Origin of the sequence: Micromonospora sp. DT201, assembly GCF_049841575.1 — a bacterium.
Lineage (GTDB): Bacteria > Actinomycetota > Actinomycetes > Mycobacteriales > Micromonosporaceae > Micromonospora.
Window position 1 is genome coordinate 87,148 of the sequence record NZ_JBNCKP010000001.1, and the last position, 17,146, is coordinate 104,293.

15 protein-coding genes and 3 tRNA genes are annotated in these 17,146 nt (G+C 68.4%); all 18 read left to right on the forward strand.

All coding sequences use genetic code 11. From position 1 onward, the window contains the following. Nucleotides 1-19: 19 nt before the first annotated feature. The 18 genes from ACLQ28_RS00435 to ACLQ28_RS00520 all read left to right on the forward strand — a co-directional run bounded on the left by ACLQ28_RS00435 (nt 20) and on the right by ACLQ28_RS00520 (nt 16,834). Nucleotides 20-92 (forward strand) — tRNA-Thr (locus ACLQ28_RS00435). 24 nt (nt 93-116) lie between these two features. Continuing rightward, nucleotides 117-189: transfer RNA gene (locus tag ACLQ28_RS00440), tRNA-Met, on the forward strand. A 132-nt stretch (nt 190-321) separates the two neighbouring features. Next, complete coding sequence (gene rpmG / locus ACLQ28_RS00445) at nt 322-489, forward strand: 50S ribosomal protein L33 (RefSeq protein ID WP_007073056.1); 168 nt, start codon at nt 322-324, stop codon at nt 487-489. Nucleotides 490-614: 125 nt separating this feature from the next. Beyond that, a complete protein-coding gene (locus ACLQ28_RS00450) occupies nt 615-1,061 on the forward strand; it encodes an FAS1-like dehydratase domain-containing protein (protein WP_425684228.1) in 447 nt (148 codons plus the stop codon). Between the two features lies 1 nt (nt 1,062). Continuing rightward, a complete protein-coding gene (locus ACLQ28_RS00455; protein WP_425684229.1) occupies nt 1,063-1,455 on the forward strand; it encodes a MaoC family dehydratase in 393 nt (130 codons plus the stop codon). Nucleotides 1,456-1,584: 129 nt separating this feature from the next. Beyond that, nucleotides 1,585-1,657, forward strand: a tRNA-Trp gene (locus tag ACLQ28_RS00460). 213 nt (nt 1,658-1,870) lie between these two features. After that, entirely contained in the window at nt 1,871-2,263 is a 393-nt protein-coding gene (gene secE, locus ACLQ28_RS00465) for a preprotein translocase subunit SecE (RefSeq protein ID WP_425684230.1), read from the forward strand. 39 nt (nt 2,264-2,302) lie between these two features. After that, nucleotides 2,303-3,025 carry a transcription termination/antitermination protein NusG gene (gene nusG, locus ACLQ28_RS00470; protein ID WP_425684231.1) on the forward strand — a complete coding sequence of 241 codons (723 nt, stop codon included), beginning with the start codon at nt 2,303-2,305 and terminating at the stop codon, nt 3,023-3,025. A 187-nt stretch (nt 3,026-3,212) separates the two neighbouring features. Continuing rightward, complete coding sequence (gene rplK / locus ACLQ28_RS00475) at nt 3,213-3,644, forward strand: 50S ribosomal protein L11 (protein WP_110563109.1); 432 nt, start codon at nt 3,213-3,215, stop codon at nt 3,642-3,644. Between the two features lie 78 nt (nt 3,645-3,722). After that, nucleotides 3,723-4,439: a 50S ribosomal protein L1 gene (gene rplA / locus ACLQ28_RS00480; protein WP_357110203.1), complete on the forward strand. Its 717-nt coding sequence runs from the start codon at nt 3,723-3,725 to the stop codon at nt 4,437-4,439. Nucleotides 4,440-4,519: 80 nt separating this feature from the next. Next, nucleotides 4,520-5,371 (forward strand): ATP-binding cassette domain-containing protein, encoded by an 852-nt coding sequence (locus tag ACLQ28_RS00485; protein ID WP_425684232.1) that lies wholly within the window; start codon nt 4,520-4,522, stop codon nt 5,369-5,371. After that, entirely contained in the window at nt 5,368-6,057 is a 690-nt protein-coding gene (locus ACLQ28_RS00490; protein ID WP_425684233.1) for a hypothetical protein, read from the forward strand. Before ACLQ28_RS00485 ends, ACLQ28_RS00490 begins: the two co-directional genes overlap by 4 nt. A 351-nt stretch (nt 6,058-6,408) precedes the next feature. Further along, the gene (gene rplJ / locus ACLQ28_RS00495; RefSeq protein ID WP_204942106.1) at nt 6,409-6,954 is read left to right on the forward strand and encodes a 50S ribosomal protein L10; all 546 of its coding nucleotides are present in this window, start codon (nt 6,409-6,411) and stop codon (nt 6,952-6,954) included. Nucleotides 6,955-7,009: 55 nt separating this feature from the next. Continuing rightward, nucleotides 7,010-7,399, forward strand: coding sequence for a 50S ribosomal protein L7/L12 (rplL, locus tag ACLQ28_RS00500; protein ID WP_184178735.1), 390 nt, complete (start codon nt 7,010-7,012; stop codon nt 7,397-7,399). Between the two features lie 570 nt (nt 7,400-7,969). After that, nucleotides 7,970-11,401 (forward strand): DNA-directed RNA polymerase subunit beta, encoded by a 3,432-nt coding sequence (locus ACLQ28_RS00505; protein WP_425684234.1) that lies wholly within the window; start codon nt 7,970-7,972, stop codon nt 11,399-11,401. Between the two features lie 80 nt (nt 11,402-11,481). Beyond that, nucleotides 11,482-15,372 carry a DNA-directed RNA polymerase subunit beta' gene (locus ACLQ28_RS00510; RefSeq protein WP_425684235.1) on the forward strand — a complete coding sequence of 1,297 codons (3,891 nt, stop codon included), beginning with the start codon at nt 11,482-11,484 and terminating at the stop codon, nt 15,370-15,372. A 94-nt stretch (nt 15,373-15,466) separates the two neighbouring features. Then, nucleotides 15,467-15,835: a hypothetical protein gene (locus ACLQ28_RS00515; protein WP_425684236.1), complete on the forward strand. Its 369-nt coding sequence runs from the start codon at nt 15,467-15,469 to the stop codon at nt 15,833-15,835. Between the two features lie 618 nt (nt 15,836-16,453). Then, nucleotides 16,454-16,834 carry a hypothetical protein gene (locus tag ACLQ28_RS00520; protein ID WP_425684739.1) on the forward strand — a complete coding sequence of 127 codons (381 nt, stop codon included), beginning with the start codon at nt 16,454-16,456 and terminating at the stop codon, nt 16,832-16,834. Nucleotides 16,835-17,146: the final 312 nt, after the last annotated feature.

Consider the following 17,146-nt stretch of genomic DNA (forward strand, 5'->3'; position numbering starts at 1 on the left):
CCACGGGGAGATCGCGCAGGCCCCCTTAGCTCAGTCGGCAGAGCGTCTCCATGGTAAGGAGAAGGTCTACGGTTCGATTCCGTAAGGGGGCTCGAGGGTTCAGCTGGACCCATCGCAGCGGTGTAGCTCAGATGGTAGAGCAAGCGGCTCATAATCGCTGTGTCGCCGGTTCAAGTCCGGCCACCGCTACTCTCGTCTTCCGGGCTCGTTGCCGGTGGTCGTAGGAATGGGCGCTTCCGGCGCCCACTTTGCATGTCCGCGCTGTCAGCGTCTAGGCTGGCGCGTCGTAGTTGTTTCCGTTAGCGAGGAAGGCACTCCGCCGTGGCGAAGGCTACCGATGTCCGGCCGAAGATCACTTTGGCGTGTGTGGAGTGCAAGGAGCGCAACTACATCACGCGCAAGAACCGGCGCAATGACCCCGACCGCATCGAGCTGAAGAAGTTCTGCCCGCGCGACGGTCGTCACACGGTCCACCGCGAGACCCGCTGACCCGCGGCCGGCGTCATGCCGGCCGCTGTCGAAGCTCTCCAATCGCCGATCTGACCGGTTTGGCGCGGCTCTGCCGCTGCCTGCCGACCAGGTCGGCGATTGTGCTTTCCGTGTAGGTTCGCGGCATGTCTCTGGACCCTTCCTTCGTCGGCCGGACCTATCCGCCGACCGCCCCCTACCAGGTGGGGCGAGAAAAGATCCGCGAGTTCGCGACCGCCATCGGCGCGACCGACCCGGCCCACCACGACCCGGAGGCCGCGCAGGCGCTGGGTCACCCCGACCTGGTGGCCCCGCCGACCTTCCCGGTGATCGTCACGATGGCCGCGAGCCGCCAGATCATCGAAGACCCGGCCCTGGGCATGGACTACAGCCGTGTGGTGCACGGTGACCAGCGGTTCGCGTACACCCGGCCCGTGGTCGCTGGCGACGAGCTGGTCTGCACCAACACCATCGAGGACGTCAAGAGTCGGGGCGGGCACGGCTTCCTGACCACGCGCACCGACGTGACCACCGTCAGCGGGGAACCGGTGGTTGCCGTCTGGTCCAAGATCGTCGTACGCGGGGAGGCCTGAGATGGAGCTGCCAACCAAGACGTTCCAGGTGACCCGCGCGGACCTGGTCCGCTACGCCGGCGCCTCGGGTGACTTCAACCCGATCCACTGGAGCGACCGGTTCGCCACCAAGGTGGGTCTGCCCGGGGTGATCGCCCACGGCATGTTCACGATGGCGCTGGTCGGCCGCGCGATCACCGAGTGGGCCGGGTCACCCGACGCGGTGGTCGAGTATGGCGTGCGTTTCACCCGGCCGGTGGTGGTCCCGGACGATGACCAGGGGACCGAGATCGAGGTCACCGCGCGGGTCCGTGAGGTGACCGAGGACGGCCTCACTCAGATCGAGGTGACCGCCACCTGCCTGGGCGAGAAGGTGCTCTCACAGGCCCGGGCAACGATCCGGACGGCACGCTGAAGCAGGCCCGCCACGCGTGGCGAAGAGACCGGTTGGGAAAGTCGGGCGGCTACCCGTACACTGGTCCGCCGTGGGGCAAGTGACCCCTGCTCGGTCGTCTGTGACCGCGTGGGGCGAGTGTTGCCGCACAGGGGTGTAGCTCAATTGGCAGAGCAGCGGTCTCCAAAACCGCAGGCTGCAGGTTCAAGTCCTGTCACCCCTGCGCCTCAGGCCTGACCGTTCCCGTGGGTCGCGCCGCCAGCATGGCGGCGTCCGGCCCGTGGTGGTGGCATCGGCGGGGTGGTTCCGAGGCAATCGGGCCCTCCGGATGATCCACCGGCCGCGGCCCGTCGCGGGACGGTTGGGTCCGGCCGGCGTGACCAGCGCTGCGCACGCCGCTCGGCGTGCGACCCGAGAATCCGCGACGGAGGGCGAAGTGGCCGACAACAAGCGGCGCGGCGAGGACGCCGGCGACGATCGTCTGGACGACGAGGTCGTCGACGAGGTAGCCGACGACGACGCCACCAGCGCGGACGAGCCGGTCTCCCGGGGAGGCACCGCCACGCGGTCTCGTGCCCGGGCGGAGTCGGCGGACAGCCGGCCCACTACCCGGTCGGAAACCGGTCGGGTGGGCGTGTTCGGCCGCATCGCCCGGTTTTTCCGCGAGGTCGTAGCCGAACTGCGTAAGGTCATCTGGCCGACGCGCAAGGAGTTGCTGACCTACACCGCCGTGGTGGTGACGTTCGTCGCGGTGATGCTGACGATTGTGGGTGTGCTGGATTTCGGCTTCGCCAAGGTCGTGCTGTTTGTCTTCGGCAACTCGGACTGACCGGCTGCCTCCAGCCGATAGTGACGGAAGTGAGCGAGCGTGCCTGAGTACGACGAGACCGCCGGACCCGTGGACGAGCAGTCCGCGGTCGCGACGGCGGCTGGTGACGAGTCGGTTGAGGCCGCCAGCGAGCCGGAGTTCCCAACGACTGAGCCCGCGCCGGACGAGGAGTACGACCCGGTCGCCGAGCTGAGGCAGAAGCTGCGCTACGCGCCGGGTGACTGGTATGTGGTGCATTCGTACGCCGGCTACGAGAACAAGGTCAAGACCAACCTCGAGACCCGGATCACGAGCCTCGACATGGAGGACTTCATCTACCAGGTCGAGGTGCCGACCCGGGAAGAGATCGAGGTCAAGAACGGTAAGCGTTCGCAGATCCAGGCCAAGGTCTTTCCGGGCTACATCCTGGTTCGGATGGAGCTGACCGCCGAGTCGTACTCGTGCGTCCGCAACACGCCGGGCGTGACCGGCTTCGTCGGCGCGACCGACCGGGCCGACCGGCCCGCTCCGCTCTCCCTCGACGAGGTGCTGAAGTGGCTGGCACCGGCTGTCGAGACCGAGCAGAAGAAGTCGAAGCCGGAGATCAAGGTCCTCGACTTCGAGGTGGGCGACTCGGTCACCGTCACCGACGGTGCGTTCGCGTCGCTGCCGGCCACGATCAGCGAGATCAACGCCGACCAGCAGAAGCTCAAGGTGCTGGTGTCGATCTTCGGTCGCGAGACGCCGGTGGAGCTCAACTTCAACCAGGTCGCCAAGATCTGATTGGTCGTCGGCGGCGGGCCCGGCCCGCCGCCGACGTCGGCGTATTCCCTCCCGCTCGACCTCGGCGGACGAGTGGGCTGCGGCCTGCGCTACTCTTGAATGTCGCCGCTGTCGCATCGCGCTGACCGTGCGCGCTCCGAGGGCGGCGACAGCCGCATTTTCCCAGCTCCAAGCCCCAGGAAGTGACATGCCTCCGAAGAAGAAGCTCGTCAAGACGTTCACGCTTCAGCTGCCGGCGGGCCAGGCCACGCCGGCGCCGCCGGTCGGCCCCGCGCTCGGCCAGCACGGCGTGAACATCATGGAGTTCTGCAAGTCCTACAACTCGCAGACCGAGTCCCAGCGGGGCGACATCGTCCCCGCCGAGATCAGCGTGTACGAGGACCGGTCCTTCACGTTCGTGCTGAAGACCCCGCCCGCCGCCCGGCTGCTGATCAAGGCCGCCGGTGTGCAGAAGGGCTCGGGTGTTCCGCAGGCCGAGAAGGTCGGCTCCGTCAGCCGCGCCCAGCTGCGTGAGATCGCCGAGAAGAAGATGGCCGACCTCAACGCGAACGACCTGGCCCAGGCCGAGAAGATCATCGCCGGCACCGCCCGCTCGATGGGCATCACCGTCAACGACTGACGTCGGCCCAGGCCTTCGTTCAGACCGTGGGAGGGCTCGCGCCGAGCGGCCCGCCAGAGACCACAGGAGTAGTCAGCAATGCAGCGCAGCAAGAGCTACCGCAAGGCCGCCGATGTCATCGACCGGTCCAAGCTCTACACCCCCGCCGAGGCCGTGAAGCTGGCCAAGGAGACCACCAACGTCAAGTTCGACGCCACGGTCGAGGTCGCCATGCGCCTCGGCGTCGACCCCCGCAAGGCGGACCAGATGGTCCGCGGCACGGTCAACCTGCCACACGGCACCGGTAAGACCGCCCGCGTGATCGTGTTCGCCAGTGGTGCGAAGGCCGACGAGGCCACCGCCGCGGGTGCGGACGAGGTGGGCACCGATGAGCTGGTCGCCCGGATCCAGGGTGGTTGGCTCGACTTCGACGCGGCGATCGCCACGCCGGACCAGATGGCCAAGATCGGCCGGATCGCGCGGATCCTGGGCCCGCGCGGTCTCATGCCGAACCCGAAGACCGGCACGGTGACCATGGACGTCACCAAGGCGGTGCAGGACATCAAGGGCGGCAAGATCACCTTCCGGGTGGACAAGCACTCCAACCTGCACCTGATCATCGGCAAGGCCTCCTTCACGGAGAGCCAGCTGGTGGACAACTACGCCGCGGTGCTCGACGAGGTGCTGCGTGCCAAGCCGTCCGCGGCCAAGGGCAAGTACCTCCGCAAGGTCATCCTCACCAGCACGATGGGTCCGGGCGTTCCGGTCGACCCGAACCTGGTGAAGAACCTCACGGGAGACTCCGCCGAGGCCTGAGTCGACAGTTCGCTCCACCGGGGCGCCGCCACAAACGTGGCGGCGCCCCGCTGCGTCTCAGCTGTGGCACGCTCTACGTCATGCGGCTGGAGAACGTCTGGGTGCGGTACCACCGGCAGGGGCCGTGGGTGCTGCGCGGCGTGGACGTGCGGATCGGCCCGGGTGAGGTGGCGGTCGTGCTGGGCCGCAACGGGGTGGGCAAGTCGACCCTGCTCCAGGTGGCCGCAGGGGTGCTCCGCCCAGGCCGGGGCCGGGTCACCGGCCGGCCGGCGCGGGTGGGCTGGGTGCCGGAGCGTTTCCCGGCTGACCAGCCGTTCACCGTGGCCCGCTACCTGACCGGGATGGCCCGGGTGGCGGGGCTGAGTGCGGCGGCGGCCGACGAGGCGGTGACCTTCTGGACCGACCGCCTAGGGCTGACCGGCTTCCGCTCGGTCCGGCTGCCGGAGTTGTCCAAGGGCACCGCGCAGAAGGTGGGTCTCGCCCAGGCGATGCTGCGCATGCCGGGCCTCCTGGTGCTCGATGAGCCGTGGGAAGGGCTGGACGCCGCCACCCGCGAGTTGGTTCCCGAACTGATCTCCGAGGTGCTCGCCGCCGACGGTGCTGTCCTGGTGAGCGACCACCGTGGCGAGACGGTCCGGCTGCCGGCCGCGCGCCGCTGGTCGGTAGCCGACGGGTCGCTGACCGAGGAGGTATCGTCGGCCGAGGAGGCGATCGCGGTGGTCGAGGTCGCGGTTCCGGCCGCGCGGGTCGCCGGCACCGTCGCCCGGTTGCGCGCCGAGGGCCACCACGTTCTTCGTGTACGCGCCGACGCCTCCACCGCCGCACCGCAGGCTCGCCCCGCCACCCCACCCGGTGAGCTGGCCTCCGAACAGCCCGTGGGCGGCCAGGGCGCCGACGCGGTGGCCGAGCCGGCAGCGGGGGAGGCCCGGTGAGCGCCCTGGTGCGGATGCGGCTTGCCGGTTTCCTGCGGACCGGCCGGGCGCTGGCACCGTTGCTCGCCGGGCTGGTCGCGCTCGGCACGCTCTACGGCGGCGGCAGGGCTCAGCCGGCGGAGGCGTACGGCGTCTCGGCGGTGGTGCTCTTCCCGCTGCTCGCCTGGCAGACCAAGATCCTTTTGGACGTGGAGCCGGACGTGCAGCGCCGGCTGGCGCAGGTGACGGTCGGTGCGGCCCGGGAGCGGTTGGCGGGGCTCCTCGCCGCCGGTGTGGCGGCACTGCTGACGGTCGCAGTCGCGCTGCTCTTTCCGTGGCTGGTCGGCGGGATCTCCGGCCCGGTCGACCCGGGGGACCGGTCGATCCCGGTCGGGCTCGCGCTGGGGGTGTGGACGCATCTGCTCGCCGTACCCGCTGCGGTTGCTCTTGGCGCGTTGGCCAGCCGGGCCTCGGTTGGCAGTGCCGGGTACGGCGTCGCGGTGCTGGCCCTCGGTGGCGTCGGCGCGGTGGTGCTCGGCCTGAGCGGCTCGGTAGTTCCCTGGCTGGCTCCGCCGATCATGGCTACCGCCCGCACCGCTGCGGGCGATGCCGCCGCGCTCACCCTGCTGGGGCTGACCCTGTGGGCGTTGGCCTGGAGCGCCGCGGTCGTCGGCGGCTACCTGTGGCGGCGGCGGGCCCAGGGCTGACCGGCGAGGCGTGCTCCCCTCGGTGAGTGGCGCGGGTCACAAGGTGCGATTTGGTGCAGGTCGCGGGGTCGCGTAGTCTTCAAACGTCATCCGTGTTCTCACGGATGAGGAACCACCCAAAGACCGCTGGTCACCGTGCTTCGGCACGGTCGAAGGTCCCGCGACATCGGGCGACCCGCGTAGGGCGGCAAGCGTAACTCGGCAGTGAGCACGGTCCGCCGACTGTGACGAGCTTCCGGCCCTCGCCCCGTGCGCCCTGCGCCGGGGCTTTTCGTTGTCGTGTGCTGCCTCCGCCCCGTTCCAGCTTCGGCTGTGCCGGGGACCAGCCTCGAGTAACGAGAGAGGAGGGACATGGCGGACAAGCCGATCCGGGCCGACAAGGCCACGGCCGTCGCTGAGCTGACCGAGAGCTTCCGTAGCTCGGGCGCCACCGTGCTGACCGAGTACCGCGGTCTGACGGTTTCCCAGCTCACCCAGCTTCGGCGCACGCTCGGCGCCGAGACCAGCTACACGGTCGCGAAGAACACGCTGGCGAAGCGTGCTGCGACGGACGCGGGCATCACCGGCCTCGACGAGCTGTTCACCGGTCCTACCGCGCTGACTTTCGTTTCGGGCGACGTCGTCGAGGCGGCGAAGGGGCTTCGCGACTTCGCGAAGGCCAACCCGAAGCTCGTCATCAAGGGCGGTGTCTTCGAGGGCAAGGCCATTTCCGCGGCCGAGGTCACGAAGCTCGCCGACCTTGAGTCCCGCGAGGTGCTGCTGGCCAAGCTGGCCGGCGCGATGAAGGGCAACCTGAGCAAGGCCGCGGCCCTGTTCCAGGCCCCGCTGTCGAAGACCGCCCGTCTGGCGGCTGCCCTGCAGGACAAGCGCGAGAAGGAGGGCGCCGAGGCGGCCTGAGGCCCCCACGGCGCACCAGTTCTTTACTTAACAGAATCAGGAAAGGACGCCAGATATGGCGAAGCTCAGCACCGACGAGCTGCTCGACGCGTTCAAGGAGATGACGCTGATCGAGCTCTCTGAGTTCGTGAAGCAGTTCGAGACGACCTTCGAGGTCACCGCTGCCGCTCCGGTCGCGGTCGCCGCGGCCGGCGGTGCCGCCGGTGGCGCTGCTGCCCCGGCCGAGGAGGAGCAGGACGAGTTCGACGTCATCCTCGAGGCTGACGGCGGTAAGAAGATCCAGGTCATCAAGGTCGTGCGTGAGCTGACCGGCCTGGGCCTCAAGGAGGCCAAGGACGCGGTTGAGTCCGCGCCGAAGGCCATCCTGGAGAAGGTCAACAAGGAGACCGCCGAGAAGGCGAAGGCCAAGCTCGAGGGTGAAGGCGCCAAGGTCACCCTCAAGTGACCTGACGTTCCACCAGCGCGTGCCTGGCTCATGAGCCGGGACACGATCGCGTCGCGGCGGGCGGTGATCCGACACGGATCACCGCCCGCCGTGTTGGTGGGTCCGGTGCCGAACGGTCCTGAGCTGGGCTCCGACGACCGCGACTGGCGACCCGAACGAGCATCGAGAGTCGCCCTCCGGTGGGAAAGAACGGGTAACCCGGATACCGGCCCTTGACGCGGCCCGGGGCTGCCAGGCACGCTGACACCAGCAAGACACCGCGCTTGCGACGGCCACGACGTGGGTATGACAGCGGTGGCACCATCAGCCGTGTCAACCCGAGCGGCCCAGTGGGGACGTTGCGTTCTGAGCGGCCCGGCAGACCCCGGTTTACGGGGGCCGAGGCGCGTTCCGCAAACAACCTGCGGGGTGGGCTGGACAGCGGTTAGCCTCTCGGCTACACTGCTAGTTTGCGCTGCCTTCCGACTTGACCCCTGCTCGGAAATGTCCGTTTACGGATATTTCTGGTGGGGTCATTGGAGTGCACGCGTACCAGCCGTTCTGCAGCACCGGTCCTCGGAAGGACGCATCTTGGCAGCTTCCCGCCCTGCGAAGACCAGTCGTACGTCGAGCGCATTCGCTCCCCGCCGAGTTTCATTCGGCAGGATCACCGAACACCTCGAGGTCCCCAACCTCCTTGCCATTCAGAACGAGTCCTTCGACTGGCTCGTCGGCAACGAGGCTTGGCAGGGCCGGTCGGCGGACGACCCGCACGCACGCTCGGGTCTCGCGGAGATCCTTGAAGAGATCAGTCCCATTGAGGACTTCTCCGGCACCATGTCGCTCTCCTTCTCAGCGCCGCGCTTCGACGAGGTCAAGGCCTCGATCGAGGAGTGCAAGGAGAAGGACCTGACCTACTGCGCTCCGCTCTTCGTGACCGCGGAGTTCACCAACAACACCACTGGCGAGATCAAGAGCCAGACGGTGTTCATGGGTGACTTCCCGATGATGACGCCCAAGGGCACCTTCGTCATCAACGGCACCGAGCGCGTCGTGGTCAGCCAGCTCGTCCGGTCTCCGGGCGTGTACTTCGACAAGCAGCCGGACAAGACCTCCGACCGCGACCTCTCCAGCGTCAAGGTCATCCCGAGTCGGGGTGCCTGGCTGGAGTTCGACATTGACAAGCGCGACACGGTCGGCGTTCGCATCGACCGCAAGCGTCGGCAGGCCGTCACGGTCCTGCTCAAAGCCATCGGCTGGTCGGCCGAGCGGATCCGTGAGCGGTTCGGCTGGTCCGAGCTGCTGATGACCACGCTCGAGAAGGACCACATCGCCGGCGCCGACGAGGCCCTGCTAGACATCTACCGCAAGCTGCGCCCTGGCGAGCCGCCGACGCGTGAGAATGCCCAGACCCTGCTCGACAACCTCTTCTTCAACCCGAAGAGGTACGACGTCGCCAAGGTCGGGCGCTACAAGTTCAACAAGAAGCTCGAAGTCAACGTGCCGATCACCACCGGCACGCTGACCGAGGACGACATCGTCGCCACCGTGGAGTACCTGTGCCGGCTGCACGCCGGTGAGGACGGCTACGAGGCCGACGACATCGACCACTTCGGCAACCGGCGCCTGCGTACCGTGGGCGAGCTGATCCAGAACCAGGTCCGAGTCGGCCTGTCCCGGATGGAGCGGGTTGTCCGCGAGCGGATGACCACGCAGGACGTCGAGGCGATCACCCCGCAGACCCTGATCAACATCCGCCCGGTGGTGGCGGCGATCAAGGAGTTCTTCGGGACGTCGCAGCTGTCCCAGTTCATGGACCAGACCAACCCGCTGGCGGGTCTTACCCACCGGCGCCGGCTGAGCGCGCTCGGCCCGGGTGGTCTGTCCCGTGAGCGGGCCGGCTTCGAGGTCCGCGACGTGCACCCGTCCCACTACGGCCGGATGTGCCCGATCGAGACGCCGGAAGGCCCGAACATCGGCCTGATCGGCGCGCTGTCCACCTTCGCCCGGGTCAACCCGTTCGGCTTCATCGAGACGCCGTACCGGAAGGTCGTCGAGGGTCGGGTCACCGACCAGATCGACTACCTGACCGCGGACGAGGAGGACCGGTTCGTCAAGGCCCAGGCCAACGCGCCGCTGAAGGCTGACGGCACGTTCGCCGAGGACCGGGTGCTGTGCCGTCGTAAGGGCGGCGAGACCGAGGACGTCGTCCCCGGTGCCGTCGACTACATGGACGTCTCGCCCCGGCAGATGACCTCGGTCGCGACCGCCATGATCCCGTTCCTCGAGCACGACGACGCCAACCGGGCACTGATGGGCGCGAACATGCAGCGCCAGGCGGTGCCGCTGGTCAAGGCCGAGGCGCCGCTCGTGGGCACGGGCATGGAATACCGGGCCGCGGTCGACGCTGGCGACGTGGTGGTCGCCGAGGTCGGTGGTGTGATCGAGGATCTCTGCGCCGACTACGTCACCATCCACCAGGATGACGGCCACCGCCGGACGTACCTGCTGCACAAGTTCCGCCGCTCCAACGCCGGCTCCTGCGTCAACCAGAAGCCGGTGGTCTTCGAGGGCGACCGCGTCGAGGCCGGTCAGGTCATCGCCGACGGCCCGTGCACCGACGAGGGCGAGATGGCACTCGGGCGCAACCTGCTCGTGGCCTTCATGACCTGGGAGGGGCACAACTACGAGGACGCGATCATCCTGTCGCAGCGCCTCGTGCAGCAGGACGTGCTCACCTCGATCCACATCGAGGAGCACGAGGTCGACGCTCGGGACACCAAGCTCGGCCCGGAGGAGATCACCCGCGACATCCCGAACGTCAGCGAGGAAATGCTCGCTGACCTCGACGAGCGCGGCATCATCCGGATCGGTGCCGAGGTCGTTCCCGGTGACATCCTGGTTGGCAAGGTCACGCCCAAGGGTGAGACCGAGCTGACTCCGGAGGAGCGGCTGCTCCGCGCGATCTTCGGTGAGAAGGCGCGCGAGGTTCGCGACACCTCGCTGAAGGTGCCGCACGGCGAGACCGGCACGGTCATCGGTGTGCGGACGTTCTCCCGCGAGGACGGCGACGAGCTGCCGCCGGGTGTCAACGAGCTGGTGCGGGTCTACGTCGCCCAGAAGCGCAAGATCCAGGACGGCGACAAGCTCGCCGGCCGGCACGGCAACAAGGGTGTCATCTCGAAGATCCTGCCGATCGAGGACATGCCGTTCCTGGAGGACGGCACCCCGGTCGACATCGTGCTCAACCCGCTGGGTGTGCCGAGCCGGATGAACATCGGCCAGGTGCTGGAGACCCACCTCGGTTGGGTCGCCAAGACCGGTTGGAAGGTCGAAGGCGACGACGCCGATTGGAAGCGGCAGCTGCGCTCGATCGACGCGCACGAGTCCGAGGGTGACACGAACGTGGCCACCCCGGTCTTCGACGGCGCTCGGGAGGCCGAGATCTCCGGCCTGCTGGCGTCCACGCTGCCCAACCGTGACGGCAACCAGCTGATCGGTTCCAGCGGCAAGGCGCAGCTGTTCGACGGTCGTTCCGGTGAGCCTCTGCCGGACCCGATCGCGGTCGGCTACATCTACATCCTGAAGCTCAACCACCTGGTCGACGACAAGATCCACGCTCGGTCGACCGGCCCGTACTCGATGATCACGCAGCAGCCGCTGGGTGGTAAGGCGCAGTTCGGTGGTCAGCGTTTCGGTGAGATGGAGTGCTGGGCGATGCAGGCGTACGGCGCCGCGTACGCCCTGCAGGAGCTGCTCACGATCAAGTCCGACGACGTGCTCGGCCGGGTGAAGGTCTACGAGGCCATCGTCAAGGGCGAGAACATCCCGGAGCCGGGCATCCCGGAGTCGTTCAAGGTGCTGCTCAAGGAGCTGCAGTCGCTGTGCCTCAACGTTGAGGTGCTCTCCAGCGACGGCGTGGCCCTCGAGATGCGCGAGACCGACGACGAGGTGTTCCGGGCCGCTGAGGAGCTGGGCATCGACCTGTCCCGGCGCGAGCCGAGCTCGGTCGAAGAGGTCTGAGGTGAGCGGTCGGGGGCCGGTCTACCGGCCCCCGACCTCACCCGAGAATTAGCAGTACAGACGACGACATAGGGGACATAGTGCTCGACGTCAACTTCTTCGACGAGCTGCGCATTGGTCTCGCCACCGCCGACGACATCCGTCAGTGGTCGCACGGCGAGGTCAAGAAGCCTGAGACGATCAACTACCGCACCCTGAAGCCGGAAAAGGACGGGCTCTTCTGCGAGAAGATCTTCGGTCCGCAGCGGGACTGGGAGTGCTACTGCGGTAAGTACAAGCGCGTCCGGTTCAAGGGCATCATCTGTGAGCGCTGCGGCGTCGAGGTGACTCGCTCCAAGGTCCGTCGTGAGCGGATGGGGCACATCGAGCTCGCTGCTCCGGTGACCCACATCTGGTACTTCAAGGGCGTGCCGAGCCGGCTGGGTTACCTGCTGGACCTCGCCCCCAAGGACCTCGAGAAGATCATTTACTTCGCCTCGTACGTCGTGACGAGCGTTGACGCCGAGTCGCGTCACCGTGACCTCTCGACGATCGAGAACGAGATCCTGGCCGAGAAGCGGCAGTCCGAGAACAGCCGCGACTCGGAGATCGAGAAGCGGGCCGCCAAGCTCGAGGCCGACCTGGCCGAGCTGGAGGCCGAGGGTGCCAAGGCAGACGTCCGGCGCAAGGTCAAGGAGGGCGGAGAGCGCGAGATGCGCCAGATCCGCGACCGGGCCCAGCGCGAGATCGACCGCCTGGACGAGGTGCTGGACACCTTCCGCAAGCTGGAGCCGAAGCAGCTGGTCACCGACGAGCTGCTCTACCGCGAGCTGCGCGACCGGTTCGGTGAGTACTTCACCGGATCCATGGGCGCCGAGGCGATCAAGGCGCTGGTCCAGAACATGGACCTCGACGCCGAGGCCGAGAGCCTGCGGGAGACCATCCGGTCCGGCAAGGGTCAGCGGAAGATCCGGGCGCTCAAGCGGCTCAAGGTCGTGGCGGCGTTCCTGAACACCCGCAACTCGCCGCTCGGCATGGTGCTGGACTGCGTCCCGGTCATCCCACCGGACCTGCGCCCGATGGTGCAGCTCGACGGTGGCCGTTTCGCGACCTCGGACCTGAACGACCTGTACCGCCGCGTGATCAACCGGAACAACCGCCTCAAGCGACTGATCGACCTCGGTGCTCCCGAGATCATCGTCAACAACGAGAAGCGGATGCTCCAGGAGGCCGTCGACGCACTGTTCGACAACGGCCGTCGCGGCCGGCCGGTCACCGGCCCGGGTAACCGCCCGCTCAAGTCGCTGTCCGACATGCTCAAGGGCAAGCAGGGCCGGTTCCGTCAGAACCTGCTGGGCAAGCGCGTCGACTACTCCGGCCGTTCGGTCATCGTGGTCGGCCCGAAGCTCAAGCTGCACCAGTGCGGTCTGCCCAAGCAGATGGCGCTGGAGCTGTTCAAGCCGTTCGTCATGAAGCGGCTGGTCGACCTCAACCACGCGCAGAACATCAAGTCCGCCAAGCGGATGGTCGAGCGTCAGCGCCCGGTCGTGTGGGATGTGCTGGAAGAGGTCATCGGCGAGCACCCGGTGCTGCTCAACCGGGCGCCGACCCTGCACCGCCTGGGCATCCAGGCCTTCGAGCCCCAGCTGGTCGAGGGCAAGGCGATCCAGATCCACCCGCTGGTCTGCACCGCGTTCAACGCCGACTTCGACGGTGACCAGATGGCGGTGCACGTGCCGCTGTCCGCCGAGGCTCAGGCCGAGGCACGGATCCTGATGCTGTCGTCGAACAACATCCTCAAGCCGGCCGACGGTAAGCCGGTCACCATGCCCACCCAGGACATGGTCATCGGTCTCTACCACCTCACCCACGTCACCGCCGGTGAGAAGAAGGGCGAGGGCCGGGCGTTCAGCTCGGACGCCGAGGCGCGGATGGCCTTCGACAACGGCGAGCTGCACCTGCAGGCGGTCGTGAAGATCCGTCTGCGTGACGTGGTCGGTGTCGACAACGGTGCTGGCGCCGAGGCGTGGACCGCCCCGGAGGGCTGGGTCGAGGGTGACCCGCTGACCGTCGAGACGACCCTGGGCCGGGTGCTGTTCAACGAGACGCTGCCGCAGGGCTACCGCTTCGTGAACTACGAGATCCGCAAGGGTCAGCTCTCCGCGATCGTCAACGACCTCGCCGAGCGCTTCCCCAAGGTGGCGCTGGCCGCCACCCTGGACGGGCTCAAGGAGGCCGGTTTCCACTGGGCCACCTGGTCCGGCGTGACGATCGGCATGGAGGACGTCATCGCTCCGCCGCGCAAGGCGGAGATCCTGGCGCGGTACGAGAAGGAAGCCGACCGGATCGACAAGCAGTACCAGCGTGGTCTGATGACCGCCGAGGAGCGTCGCGGCGAGCTCATCACGATCTGGACCAAGGCGACCAACGAGGTCGCCAAGGAGATGGACACCGCGCTGCCGCAGGAGAACCCACTGTGGAAGATGATCCACTCGGGTGCCCGCGGTAACCTGCTCCAGCTCCGGCAGATCGCGGCGATCCGTGGTCTGGTGGCCAACCCGAAGGGCGAGATCATCCCGCGGCCGATCAAGGCCAGCTACCGGGAGGGTCTGTCCGTGCTGGAGTACTTCATCTCCACGCACGGTGCCCGTAAGGGTCTCGCCGACACCGCGCTGCGGACCGCCGACTCGGGTTACCTGACCCGTCGTCTGGTGGACGTGTCGCAGGACGTCATCATCCGCGAAGAGGACTGCGGCACCGACCGGGCGATCCCGATGCAGATCGGCGAGAAGCTGGACGGCAAGCTCGTCGTCCACACTCACGCCGAGACCAGCGTGCATGCCCGGACCTTGGCGGACGACATCAAGGGGCCGGACGGCACCGTGGTCGCCGAGCGCGGTCAGGACATCAACTCCATCGGGGTCGACAAGATCGTCGCCGCCGGCGTGGAGACGGTCCGAGTGCGCAGCGTGCTCACCTGTGAGTCGAAGCTGGGCGTGTGCGCGGCCTGCTACGGCCGGTCGCTGCCGACCGGCAAGTCGGTCGACATCGGCGAGGCGGTCGGCATCATCGCCGCCCAGTCCATCGGTGAGCCCGGTACGCAGCTGACGATGCGTACCTTCCACACCGGTGGTGTCGCGGGTGAGGACATCACCCAGGGTCTGCCGCGTGTGCAGGAAATCTTCGAGGCTCGGGTCCCGAAGGGTAAGGCGCCCATCGCCGACACCCCGGGTCGGATCCGGATCGAGGACGGCGAGCGCTCGCGCAAGATCATTGTGGTGCCGGACGACGGCAGCGAAGAGATCGTCTACGACAAGATCTCGAAGCGGGTCAAGCTCCGGACCCACGACGGCGGTCACGTCGCGGTCGGCGAGAAGCTGACCGAGGGCACCATCGACCCGCACGAGCTTCTGCGGATCATGGGTCCGCGGGCGGTCCAGGTCCACCTGACCAGTGAGGTCCAGGAGGTCTACCGCTCGCAGGGTGTGCTCATCCACGACAAGCACATCGAGATCATCATCCGCCAGATGCTCAAGCGGGTGACGGTCATCGACTCCGGCTCGACCGAGTTCCTGCCGGGTGTGCTGGTCGACCGGGCGCTGTTCGAGTCGGAGAACCGCCGACTCGTCTCGGAAGGCGGCGAGCCCGCCGCCGGTCGTCCGGTGCTGATGGGTATCACCAAGGCCTCGCTGGCCACCGACTCCTGGCTCTCCGCGGCCTCCTTCCAGGAGACCACCCGGGTGCTGACCGACGCTGCGATCAACTCGCGTAGCGACTCGCTGGTCGGCCTCAAGGAGAACGTGATCATCGGAAAGCTCATCCCGGCCGGTACGGGCATCAGCAAGTACCGCAACGTCCGGGTGGAGCCGACCGAGGAGGCCAAGGCCAAGGTCTACTCGATGACCGGGTACCCGGAGACCGACTACGGCTTCGGGCCGGCCAGCGGGCAGGCTGTGCCGCTGGACGACTTCGACTTCGGGTCGTACCGCTAAGCACCAATCACACGACGAGGCCCCCGGCATCCGCCGGGGGCCTCATCGTGTCCGGACCCACCCACCCCCGGTCCGAGTTCGGCATGATGGGGGTATGACGACCGCACCCGGGCAGGTGTCCGTCGCCCAGCAGGGCCTGCGCCACCCGTTGGACCCGGATCCGGCACGCGCCACGAAGGCGCGGGCGGTTTTCGCGCTGGGGCTGCTCGGCCTGCTGACCGGGCTGTTCATTGGCGGGGTGGTGCCGGCGACGGTGGCACTGCAACTGGCCCGACAGGCGCGCCGGGAGGCGTACTCCTCGGGGGGTTTCCTCACCGGCAGCGCCTGGTTGCGACGGGGTGAGCGGATGGCCTGGGCCGGCCTGGTGTTGGTCGCGGTCAGTGTGGTGGCTGTGGTGGTGATCGGAGTGGTGCGGTTGGCCGGCGCGCCTTTCGGCCACGACTATCCGGCGAACATGGACTGAGCCGCCCGTGCCGCGCCCGGCGTGGGCGGTGGCGCTCTCGGCGGTAGCCTGGCCGGTGTCCGCCGTGCGGTGGTGGCGGCCTTTCGACAGGAGAACCTCGTGACGGAACCGGCGCGGCCCCCTGCGGACGAACCGGGCGGCCATCCGGATGCGCCGGCCCCGTCCGAGCCGACTGACTGGGCGCGACCGGGTCTGAGCAGCGAGCCGCAACCACACCCGCCCGCGTCCGCGCCGGATCGGGGCGCGTCGCCATCTCCTGCGCCGCCCTCCGGCTGGGGCACGACAACTCCGCCCGGCTCCGGTCAGCCGTACCCGGTCTCCGGTGCGGCGACCCCGACACCACCGGGCTGGGGTCCGCGGCCGTCGGGGCCTGGCGTGCCGCCGGGTTGGGGTCCGCCGCCGTCGTCGGGGCCTGGCGTGCCGCCGGGTTGGGGTCCGCCGCCGTCGTCGGGATACGCGCCCGGTTGGGGTCCGCCGCCGTCGTCGGGGCCTGGCGTGCCGCCGGGTTGGGGTCCTCCGCCATCGTCGGGTCACGCCCCCGCTTGGGGTGGCGGGCCGGGGCATCCGGGGCATCCGGTGCCACCGCCCACCGACGACCAGCGCCGACCGCCGAAGCGGGTGGAGGCGGTGCCCGGTACGCCGTTCGGCGTCGTGCACCTGGACGTGGCGCCGGTCACTTCCGGCCTGGCCATCGGAGCGCTGGTGGCCGGGGTCGCGTCGGTCCTGGTCTCGCTGCTGGTGATCTGCGTCGGGGTGGCCTTCTCGAACGATGGCGGGGCCTGGGCTTCCGGGGCGTTCGCCGCCCTCGGGTTGTTGGCCGGCGTGGCGGCGGTCGTCGCCGGTCTGCTCGGCCAGCGGCAGATCCGCCGGCCGGCCGCGCCCCCTGCGGTCCGGTTCACCGGCCGAGGGCTGGCGGTGGCCGGGATCAGTTGTGGCACGGCCGGGGCACTTCTCAGCCTCCTTGGCCTGGGCCTTGCGCTGGTTCTCGCCCTGATGTGAGGCTGATCACCGTCCTGCCTGGCACCTGGGCTGGCCCATCGCAGCGTCTGCGGAGGCTTCCCGGTGCCCGCCCCGGGGGCGACGGGTGGTCCCGCGGGGAAGCCGGTACACTTGTGCCCGTAGGTGCCCATCGCGGGCGACGGGGCAGGACGAGATTGCCGGCGAGTGTGAGACAGTCGCCGGGCCTTTCCGTTTTGACCTGGGCGGTTGTGGTAGGTACTCTTTCCCCTTGTGCCCGGGCATGCCCGGGCAACTCGTGCGTGCGCTGTTTCCGGAGTCCGGGCGGCGGCACGGCAAGTCAAGGATCCGGGG

Coding starts and splice junctions, on each gene's coding strand:
- ACLQ28_RS00450 (WP_425684228.1), top strand. CDS start 615: ATGTCTCTGGACCCTTCCTTCGTCGGCCGGACCTATCCGCCGACCGCC.
- ACLQ28_RS00455 (WP_425684229.1), top strand. CDS start 1,063: ATGGAGCTGCCAACCAAGACGTTCCAGGTGACCCGCGCGGACCTGGTC.
- rplK (WP_110563109.1), top strand. CDS start 3,213: ATGCCTCCGAAGAAGAAGCTCGTCAAGACGTTCACGCTTCAGCTGCCG.
- rplA (WP_357110203.1), top strand. CDS start 3,723: ATGCAGCGCAGCAAGAGCTACCGCAAGGCCGCCGATGTCATCGACCGG.
- ACLQ28_RS00485 (WP_425684232.1), top strand. CDS start 4,520: ATGCGGCTGGAGAACGTCTGGGTGCGGTACCACCGGCAGGGGCCGTGG.
- rplJ (WP_204942106.1), top strand. CDS start 6,409: ATGGCGGACAAGCCGATCCGGGCCGACAAGGCCACGGCCGTCGCTGAG.
- rplL (WP_184178735.1), top strand. CDS start 7,010: ATGGCGAAGCTCAGCACCGACGAGCTGCTCGACGCGTTCAAGGAGATG.
- ACLQ28_RS00515 (WP_425684236.1), top strand. CDS start 15,467: ATGACGACCGCACCCGGGCAGGTGTCCGTCGCCCAGCAGGGCCTGCGC.